1 pseudogene is annotated in these 680 nt (G+C 47.6%); it reads right to left on the reverse strand.

Features of this window, described 5'->3' with window-relative positions:
• Window positions 1-680, reverse strand: a pseudogene (locus tag ACFINC_RS10910) (hypothetical protein); the annotation flags it as partial.

Here is a 680-nt window from a genome sequence, read left to right on the forward strand (position 1 = left end):
TTTGCCTCTTCTGATCTGCTTACCGCTGTCTCTGATTGTGACTTGGCATCTTTCGACGCTGTCAATGCATCAGCGGCTGTTTGTTTAGCTTCTTCTGAGAGTGTCTTAGATGCCTCTGCTGTCTGCTTGGCGTCTCTTAAATCCGTTAATGCCTTCTCTACTGCTGTTTGTACTTGAGACGCTGTTTTTGTAAGTTCTGTAACAGAGAATGTTGCTCGTTCCGATAAACCTTTTGCCTCTTCGGCAATATCCTTGGCATCAGCGGCTGTCTGGTTGGCTCCATCTGCCTTCATACTTGCTTGTGTTGCTACCGTCCTAACTTCATGACACATTTCTACCGCTGTTGCTGCTACTTGCGTCGTCTCTGTTGCTGTTTGAGAAGCCTCTTTCGCTGTTTGTTCCGCACGTTCAGCAATCGACTTCGATTCATCGGCTAATCTCTTTGCTTCTGTCGAAACATGGACGGCGTTCTCACTTGCCTGCTTGACCTCTACAAAACCTTGCAATGCCGTAGCCAATGAACCTTTCGTACCACTTATTTCCCCTGTAGCTCTATCAAATCCTGCCTTCGCATCTTCTGCCATTTGCTTGGCGGCTTCAGATGCACTCTTGGCTTCTTCGGCTAATCCCTTGGCTGTATCCGCTGTATCTTTTGCAAGATTAGCCGTTGTCGTTACTGC

Origin of the sequence: Bartonella sp. AP58NXGY (assembly GCF_042195785.1) — a bacterium.
Classification (GTDB): Bacteria; Pseudomonadota; Alphaproteobacteria; order Rhizobiales; family Rhizobiaceae; genus Bartonella.